This window comes from Streptomyces sp. NPDC060209 (genome assembly GCF_042728155.1).
Taxonomy (GTDB): domain Bacteria; phylum Actinomycetota; class Actinomycetes; order Streptomycetales; family Streptomycetaceae; genus Streptomyces.
In genome coordinates, this window is sequence record NZ_JBHWZS010000358.1 from 1 (window position 1) to 8,240 (window position 8,240).

General features: G+C 70.3%; 7 protein-coding genes. 6 read left to right on the forward strand and 1 reads right to left on the reverse strand.

The features are described 5' to 3' along the window. Window positions 1-27: 27 nt before the first annotated feature. A complete protein-coding gene (locus ACFWFI_RS38055; RefSeq protein ID WP_387399632.1) occupies window positions 28-1,734 on the reverse strand; it encodes a lysyl oxidase family protein in 1,707 nt (568 codons plus the stop codon). Between the two features lie 439 nt (window positions 1,735-2,173). Here ACFWFI_RS38055 and ACFWFI_RS38060 point away from each other — a divergent pair, with 439 nt between their 5' ends. From ACFWFI_RS38060 to ACFWFI_RS38085, 6 genes are all read left to right on the forward strand, one after another. Further along, window positions 2,174-2,935 carry a DeoR/GlpR family DNA-binding transcription regulator gene (locus ACFWFI_RS38060; RefSeq protein ID WP_387399634.1) on the forward strand — a complete coding sequence of 254 codons (762 nt, stop codon included), beginning with the start codon at window positions 2,174-2,176 and terminating at the stop codon, window positions 2,933-2,935. Window positions 2,936-3,105: 170 nt separating this feature from the next. Beyond that, on the forward strand, window positions 3,106-4,464 hold the full coding sequence (locus ACFWFI_RS38065) for an ABC transporter substrate-binding protein (RefSeq protein ID WP_387399636.1): 1,359 nt from the start codon (window positions 3,106-3,108) through the stop codon (window positions 4,462-4,464). Next, window positions 4,461-5,426 carry a carbohydrate ABC transporter permease gene (locus ACFWFI_RS38070; RefSeq protein WP_387399638.1) on the forward strand — a complete coding sequence of 322 codons (966 nt, stop codon included), beginning with the start codon at window positions 4,461-4,463 and terminating at the stop codon, window positions 5,424-5,426. Before ACFWFI_RS38065 ends, ACFWFI_RS38070 begins: the two co-directional genes overlap by 4 nt. After that, complete coding sequence (locus tag ACFWFI_RS38075) at window positions 5,423-6,301, forward strand: carbohydrate ABC transporter permease (protein ID WP_387399640.1); 879 nt, start codon at window positions 5,423-5,425, stop codon at window positions 6,299-6,301. Before ACFWFI_RS38070 ends, ACFWFI_RS38075 begins: the two co-directional genes overlap by 4 nt. After that, on the forward strand, window positions 6,301-7,290 hold the full coding sequence (locus ACFWFI_RS38080; protein WP_387399642.1) for a zinc-dependent alcohol dehydrogenase family protein: 990 nt from the start codon (window positions 6,301-6,303) through the stop codon (window positions 7,288-7,290). Before ACFWFI_RS38075 ends, ACFWFI_RS38080 begins: the two co-directional genes overlap by 1 nt. Continuing rightward, a complete protein-coding gene (locus ACFWFI_RS38085) occupies window positions 7,287-8,201 on the forward strand; it encodes a PfkB family carbohydrate kinase (RefSeq protein ID WP_387399645.1) in 915 nt (304 codons plus the stop codon). Before ACFWFI_RS38080 ends, ACFWFI_RS38085 begins: the two co-directional genes overlap by 4 nt. Window positions 8,202-8,240 lie beyond the last annotated feature (39 nt).

The window sequence follows — 8,240 nt, forward strand, 5'->3', positions numbered from 1 at the left end:
CCCGGGGGCCGCGCGCGCAGGGAGATGTCAGGGAGCGTCGACCAGGTCGTGCTTGGGTACGGTCACCGTGCGGGCGCCGGGCTTGCCGCCCAGAACCACCTTCCGCAGGGCGCTGTTGTTGCCGAGGTCGGTCTCCTTGAGCCGCTTCTCCGGGTTGGCCAGCACCTGGATGTAGTAAGTGCCGTTCGGCAGCCCGGTGATGTCGAAGGACTGGCCCGGAAGATCCTGGGTGTACGTGTCACCGGAGCCCACGTCGAGCACCTCCCGTACGGAGATGGAGTTCTCCTGGCCGCAGGCCGTGGACAGATCGGTGTTGTCCGGGTGCCAGTTGGCGTTCTTCACCGTGTAGTCGACCGCGTCGGTGTTGGCCAGGCAGAAGGCCTCCTTGCCGCTGCGCACAGTCTCCTTCTTGTCGGCCTTCAGCAGCCGGTAGCTCGCGAAGTCGGTGAAGTGCCAGTGCTCGTGACCCGGGCGGGGGTCCCACTCCATGGTGCCGGTCGGGGTGTAGCCGACCTGCTTGCCCGAGGCGTCGTAGAAGTACTGGTAGGCGTCCATCAGCTCGTTGCCCGGCTTGCGGAAGCCGTCCACCACCAGCTGCGCGGGGCCCGCGTTCCACACGTTGGCGCTGAAGGCCAGATAGTCCTTGCCGGGCGCGCCGGTGTCACCCTCACCGATGGTGATGCCGTAGGCGGGCAGGGAGCGCAGGTCGGGCTTGGGCACGTCCGGCACCGCCGCCCTGCCCGTCGGACGCTGGGCGTTCGGCCGCACCGCGGGTGCCTGCCGGGAGCCGTCCGTACGTCCCGGCCCGTCGCCCTGTGCCGACCGGAAGCCCTGGCGCGCGGCGGCCCAGGGCAGGGCGGCGGGCGCGGGCGCGTAGGGGCCGTGGCCCACGTTGTACGAGGTACCGGCACCGGTGGTCGCGGCCACCGGAGCGGGTGTGCGTGTCACGGTGTGGCCCGTGTGCCCGGCCCCGTGGCCCGCGTGCCCGGACGCGGCACGGGCGCCCTGGGCGGGGGCGGGGCTCTCCTCCTCGTAACTGCGTTCGCGTACCGTCACGTTGACGGTCTGCGGCGCGTCGGCGATCTTGAAGATGTCCCGGTAGCGCTTGGTGACGGCCACCTCGGCGGTGTACTTCCCGGCGGGGAGGGCGACCGGCGCCGAGTAGTAGCCCGCATAGGTGTTGGACGCCCAGCCGTTCTCGACACCCCACACCGAGCCGAGTGTGAAGGGGTTCGTGGGGCAGCTCTCGGGATACTTCGACGTGGCCGGGGCATCGGGCTTGATCCTGCCCGACGCGTTGTTGGGGCAGAACGACTCCGTACGGCTCGCCACCGTCTTGCCCGCGGCGTCCCGGATCGTGATCCCGACGAAGCCGGGCAGCCCCGAGAAGTCCTTCACCAGGCCCTTGGGGAGCTCCTTGGTCCGGGTCTTCTTCCCCTCGCGGATGATCTGGGTGGCGACGACCGGGTCCTTGTAGCTCTTCCGGGTCACCCGCAGTTCGAGCGGTGCTCCGGAGGCGGTGAGATACGTCCCGAGGTCCAGATAGACGCCCGGGTCCTCCTTCCACGAGTCGAGCGTCACCGACTTCGACGCGGCGACCAGGCCGAGCTGTGGGACGGGAGCTGCCTTCTTCGTGTCGGGCGTGGCGGCGGCGACGCCGGCGGTCACGGCGATCGCGGCGGCGGCTGCGACCGCCGGACGCCACAGCCGGCTGCGGGGGGTTCTGGTGCTCATCGTTCTCCGATGTCCGAGTGCCCCGTGGGGCGGTGGAGTCGCTTTGCCCGTGAGAGACGACTACCGCGCCGGAGGTTGTCCGAAGGCCCTTGAGACATGGATTGTTGGCTGAAATCAGGCTTTGAGGTGCACAATCAGACATTTCCGCGCGGTTTTCGCTGCGCTTCCGGGCTGTCCGTGCTAGAAGCCCCGGCGCCTGTGTGACCGCTGACGGGCGCGAAACGGGCGCGGTCATGCGCCAAGCAGGCGCTGCCGGGCCGCCGCGCCGGCGCCGCGGCCCGGTCACCAGCACGGAAACCCATTGTGAAACGGGCATGAACGGGCACAGCCTGTGACGCGAAGGTGCTGGTCGTACTGCCGTTTCTGCTTGTACAAACAATGCGTGAGCCCGAACGGACGTCGGGCCCACACCGGATCCGTACTAGCGCAGGGATGTGTCGTGGGCACCGAGGAACGCCGACGGGGAATTCTCGAGACGGCCCGACGGGACGGGTCGGTCGACGTGAACCGGCTGGCCGAACGGTTCGAGGTGGCCAAGGAGACCATCAGACGCGATCTGCACACCCTCGAGGAGCACGGTCTCGTACGGCGCACGCACGGTGGTGCGTACCCGGTCGAGAGCGCCGGGTTCGAGACCACCCTGGCGATGCGCACCACGCACCACGTGCCGCAGAAGTCACGGATCGCGACGGCCGCCGCCGACCTGCTCGGCGACGCCGAGACGGTGTTCGTCGATGAGGGCTTCACCCCGCAGCTCATCGCCGAAGCCCTTCCCCGCGACCGGCCGCTGACCGTGGTCACGGCGTCCCTGGCCGTCGCCACGGTCCTCGCGGACGCGGAGAAGACCGCTGTGCTCCTGCTCGGCGGGCGCCTGCGCGGCAGCACCATGGCGACCGTCGACCACTGGGCCACCCGCATGCTCGCCGACTTCGTCATCGACCTGGCCTACGTCGGCGCGAACGGCATCTCCCGCCAGTACGGGCTGACCACCCCCGACCCGGCGGTCGGCGAGGTCAAGGCGCAGGCCATGCGAAGTGCCCGCCGCCGTGTCTTCGCCGGAGTCCATTCGAAGTTCGGAGCGGTGAGCTTCTGCCGCTTCGCGGGGGTCGGCGACTTCGAGGCCGTCGTCACCGACACCGGGCTGCCCTCGGCCGAGGCCCAGCGCTACTCCTTGCTGGGCCCGAACGTGATCCGCGTCTGACCCGGCGGCGGACACGGTCCCGCCGCCCTCACCACCTCGTCCCCGTCCCCGTCCCCGTCCCCGTCCCCGTCGACAGGCCGGAGGCCGGCCTCGCCATGCCCGGAACGGTCAGGAGGACCGGAGACCACGGGCACCGATCCACGAGCCGCTACGACCGATCAGGAGAATTTATGCCCCACCAGCAACGACGCCGTGGGATCCGCGTGCGTGCGGTCGCGGGCACAGCAGCCATGGCCCTTCTCGGCGCCGGGTGCGCCGGAGCGGGCGGCACCGCGTTCGGAGGGGGTGACGCACTGAACGTACTCATGGTGAACAACCCGCAGATGGTCGAGCTGCAGAAGCTCACCGCCGAGCACTTCACCGAGGAGACCGGCATCAAGGTGCACTTCACCGTGCTCCCGGAGAACGACGTCCGCGACAAGATCAGCCAGGACTTCTCCAACCAGGCCGGCCAGTACGACGTCGGCACCATCAGCAACTTCGAGGTGCCCTTCTTCGCGAAGAACGACTGGCTGCACCCGCTCGACACCTACGCCGAGCAGGACCCCGACTTCGACCAGGACGACATCCTCGAACCCCTGACGGAGTCGCTCACCGCCGAGGGCAAGCTCTACGCCGAACCCTTCTACGGGGAGTCGTCCTTCCTCATGTACCGCAAGGACGTCTTCGAGGCGAAGGGACTGACGATGCCCCCGCACCCCACCTGGAAACAGGTGGCAGGCCTCGCGGCGGAGGCGGACGGTGCCGAGCCCGGCATGAAGGGCATCTGCCTGCGCGGACTGCCCGGCTGGGGCGAACTCATCGCACCGCTCACCACGGTCGTCAACACCATGGGCGGCACCTGGTTCACCGAGGACTGGAAACCCCGGCTCACCTCACCGGAGTTCAAGAAGGCCACCCGCTTCTACGTCGACCTCGTGCGGAAGCACGGGGAGCGCGGGGCCTCCCAGTCCGGGTACGCCGAGTGCCTCAACAACATGACCCAGGGCAAGACCGCCATGTGGTACGACGCCACGGCGGGCGCCGGCTCGCTGGAGGCGGCCGGCTCCCCGGTGAAGGGGAAGATCGGCTACGTACCGGCGCCGGTGGAGAAGACCCGGAGCTCGGGCTGGCTCTACACCTGGGCCTGGGGCATCCAGAAGGCCTCCAAGAAGTCCGACGACGCCTGGAAGTTCGTCTCCTGGGCGTCCAGCAAGGAGTACGAGTCGCTCGTCGGTGAGACCAGCGGCTGGTCCAACGCCCCGGCCGGCAAACGGGCCTCCACCTACGAGAACGCCGAATACCTCAAGGCGGCAGGCGCGTTCGCAGATGTCACCGAGCAGGCAATCTCCGGGGCCGATCCGAAGAACCCCGGCACCCAGCCGCGCCCCGTGCCCGGGATCCAGTTCGTCGGCATCCCCGAGTTCACCGATCTCGGCACCCGGGTCGCGCAGGAGATCAGCGCGGCCATAGCCGGACGCCAGTCCGTCGACAAGGCGCTGGCCACCTCCCAGAAGCTGGCCGAGCAGGTCGCCAAGGAGTACCGATGACCACAGCAGTCGGCACCACACCGCAGTCACCACCCCGGCCACCCGCAGCCCCGGCCCGCAAGGCGAACCGTGCCCGGGCCTGGGCCACCAGGGCTCCGCTCCTGCCCGCGCTGGTCTTCCTGATCGTCGTCACCCAGCTGCCGTTCGTGGCGACCCTGGTGATCTCCCTCTTCGACTGGAACTCCCTCAGCCCCGACAAGCGCGCCTTCAACGGGCTCGACAACTACGCCTCGGTGTTCACCGACGCCGCGCTCCGCGACTCGGTCCTCACCACGATCCTGCTGACCGTGGGCGTCGTCCTCGCCACCGTGGTCATCGGACTGGCCCTCGCGCTGCTCCTGGACCGTACGTTCTTCGGCCGGGGCATGGTCCGCACCCTCCTCATCACGCCGTTCCTGATCGTGCCCGTCTCCGCCGCCCTCCTGTGGAAGCACGCGCTCTACAACCCGGAGTACGGCCTCCTCAACGGCACGCTCAGCTGGATCGGAGACCTCTTCGGCGACACGAGCCCGAGCCAGCCGGACTGGATCGCGGACATGCCGCTCCTGGCCGTAATCGCCGCGCTGGTCTGGCAGTGGACGCCGTTCATGATGCTGATCCTGCTCGCGGGGCTCCAGAGCCGGCCCGCGGAGGTCGTCGAGGCCGCGCGTCTCGACGGGGCGAGCGCCTGGCAGACCTTCCGCTACCTGACCCTGCCGCACCTGCGCAGATACCTCGAACTAGGGGTCCTGCTCGGCGCCGTCTACATCGTGCAGAACTTCGACGCGGTGTTCACCATCACCGCCGGAGGCCTCGGCACCGCCAACCTTCCGTACACCATCTACCAGACCTTCTACCAGGCCCACGAATACGGACTGGCGTCCGCCGCGGGAGTCGTCGTGGTGATCGGCACGATCATCATCGCCACCTTCGCGCTCCGGACCGTCTCGTCCCTCTTCAGTGAGGAGGCGAACCGCGCATGACCGCCGCCACCGTCCCCGCATCCGCCCCGTCCGTGCGACGCGTCCTGCGCAGGGCCAGACGGCGCTCCGCCGCGCTGGGCCTGCTGGCCTGGGCGGCAGGGCTCGCCTTCTGCCTGCCCGCGCTGTGGATGCTGCTGACCTCGCTGCACGCGGAGTCCGACGCCGCCACCAACCCGCCCTCCCTCTTCGCGCCGCTCACCCTCGACGGCTACCGGGCCTTCTTCGGCGCCGACACGGGCGTCACCCCGTGGCCGCCACTGCTCAACTCCCTTGGCGCCTCCTTCTTCTCCACGGTCCTGGTGCTCCTGCTGGCGCTCCCGGCGGCGTACGCCCTCTCCATCCGGCGCGTACGCAAGTGGACGGACGTGATGTTCTTCTTCCTCTCCACGAAGATGCTGCCCGTCGTCGCGGGCCTCCTCCCCGTCTACCTGTTCGCCAAGAACGCCGGGATGCTGGACAACATCTGGCTCCTCGTCCTGCTCTACACCTCGATGAACCTGCCGATCGCGGTCTGGATGATGCAGTCCTTCCTCGCGGACGTGCCGGTGTCCGTCATCGAGGCCGCCCAGGTGGACGGCGCGCGGCTGCCGACCGTCCTGGCCCGGGTGGTCGCGCCGATGGCCGCGCCGGGCATCGCGGCCACCGCCCTGATCTGCTTCATCTTCAGCTGGAACGAACTGCTCTTCGCGCGGGTGCTCACCGGCGTCGTCGCCCAGACCGCCCCCGTCTTCCTCACCGGATTCGTCACCAGCCAGGGCCTCTTCCTGGCCCAGCTGTGTGCCGCGTCCGTCGTCGTGTCCCTGCCGGTGCTCGCCGCCGGCTACGCCGCCCAGGACAAACTCGTCCAGGGCCTGTCTCTTGGAGCAGTGAAATAATGCGGGCAGCGATCGTCGAAGCCCCCGGCAAGGTCTCCGTCACCACCGTCCCCGACCCCACCCCCGGCCCCCGCGAGGTCGTCGTGTCCGTCGCCTCGTGCGGGCTGTGCGGGACCGATCTGCACATCCTGCAGGGCGAGTTCGCGCCGACCCTGCCGCTCGTCCCCGGCCACGAGTTCGCCGGGGAGATCGTGGGCATCGGACGTGACGTCACGGAGCTGGCCGTCGGCGACCGGGTCGCCGTCGACCCCTCCCTGCACTGCCACGAGTGCCGCTACTGCCGAAGCGGGCGCGGCAACCTCTGCGAACGCTGGGCCGCCATCGGGGTCACCGTCTCCGGCGGCGCCGCCGAGTACGCCGTGGCCCCCGTCGCCAACTGCGTCAGGCTGCCGGAGCACATCGACGTGAAGGACGCCGCCCTGATCGAACCGCTGTCCTGCGCGGTCCGGGGATACGACGTGCTGAGCAGCACGCTCGGCGCCGAGGTGCTGATCTACGGCTCCGGAACCATGGGCCTGATGATGCTGGAGCTCGCCAAGCGCACCGGGGCGGCGGGCGTGGACGTCCTGGACGTCAACCCCGAGCGCCTCGCCACGGCCGGCCTCCTCGGCTGCTCCCGGTCGGCGGCGGGGGCCGACGAGCTGGACCGCCCCGGCGGCTGGGACGTCGTCATCGACGCGACGGGCAACGCCGCCGCCATCCAGGACGGCCTGGGACGTGTCGCCAAGGGGGGAACCTTCCTCCAGTTCGGGGTGGCCGACTATGCGACGACGGCGGTGATCGAGCCGTACCGCATCTACAACCAGGAGATCACCATCACCGGTTCGATGGCCGTCCTGCACAGCTACGAACGTGCCGCCGCGCTCTTCGCCACCGGGGTCCTGGACCCCGCTGTCTTCATCAGCGACCGGCTGCCGCTCGACCAGTACCCGCAGGCCATCGACCGCTTCAAGGCAGGCGTCGGCCGCAAGATCGTGGTCGAGCCGTGACGGGCGGGCCCGGCGCGGTCCTCGTACTCGGTGAGGCCCTCGTCGACCTCGTACCCGTGGCCGGGGACGGTGGCGTACGGGCCGCCCAGTTCGGCGGGGCTCCGGCCAACGTCGCCGTCGGCCTGGCCAGGCTCGGCACCCCGGCCTCGTTCGCCGGGGGCCTGGGCGGCGACGGTTTCGCCCGCATGATCGAGGAGCGGCTGCGGGCGGCCGGGGCCGACCTCACGCTGTGCGAACGCTCCGGCCTTCCCACCGCGCTGGCCGTCGCCGAACCGGGCGCCGGGGGGACGGGGTACCACTTCCATCTGCAGGACACGGCGACGTTCCGGCTGCCGGACCTCTCCCCCCGGACCGCCGGATTCGGGGCCGTGTACGTGGGCGGCCTCGCGGCCGTCGTGGAGCCCGCGGCATCGGCCGTACGCGCGACCGCTCTCGCGGCCGCCGAGCACTCGCTCCTAGTCGTGGACCCCAACGTCCGCAGGGACCGCACACTCGGCGCGGACCACGGCGCGGCGGCGCTGCGCGAACTCTGCGACCTCGCGCATGTCGTGAAAGCCAGCGACGAGGACCTGGAGCGGCTGTGGCCGGGTGCCGCCCCGGAGGAGACCTGCCGGAAGCTGGCGGCCGGTGGACGGCTGGTCGTCCTCACCCGGGGCGCGAGGGGCAGTACGGCCTACACAGCCACCGCGCCACCCGTGTCCGTCGCGGCCACACCGGTCGAGGTCGTCAACACGATCGGCGCGGGGGACGCTTTCGCCGCGGGCCTGCTGAGCCGGATGGGAGCCCGAGGCTCCTTCACGGCGACACCGGATCCGGAGCAGGTGCGGGACATGCTGTCCGCCGCCTCCGAGGCGGCCGCCTCGGTGTGCGCACGGGCGGGCACGGAGCCCTCCGTCCCGGCCGGCACCTGAAAGATCGCGCCGGGCAAAGGATGCGCACCCGCGCGCGGG

Coding starts and splice junctions, on each gene's coding strand:
- ACFWFI_RS38055 (WP_387399632.1), bottom strand. CDS start 1,734: ATGAGCACCAGAACCCCCCGCAGCCGGCTGTGGCGTCCGGCGGTCGCA.
- ACFWFI_RS38065 (WP_387399636.1), top strand. CDS start 3,106: ATGCCCCACCAGCAACGACGCCGTGGGATCCGCGTGCGTGCGGTCGCG.
- ACFWFI_RS38070 (WP_387399638.1), top strand. CDS start 4,461: ATGACCACAGCAGTCGGCACCACACCGCAGTCACCACCCCGGCCACCC.
- ACFWFI_RS38075 (WP_387399640.1), top strand. CDS start 5,423: ATGACCGCCGCCACCGTCCCCGCATCCGCCCCGTCCGTGCGACGCGTC.
- ACFWFI_RS38080 (WP_387399642.1), top strand. CDS start 6,301: ATGCGGGCAGCGATCGTCGAAGCCCCCGGCAAGGTCTCCGTCACCACC.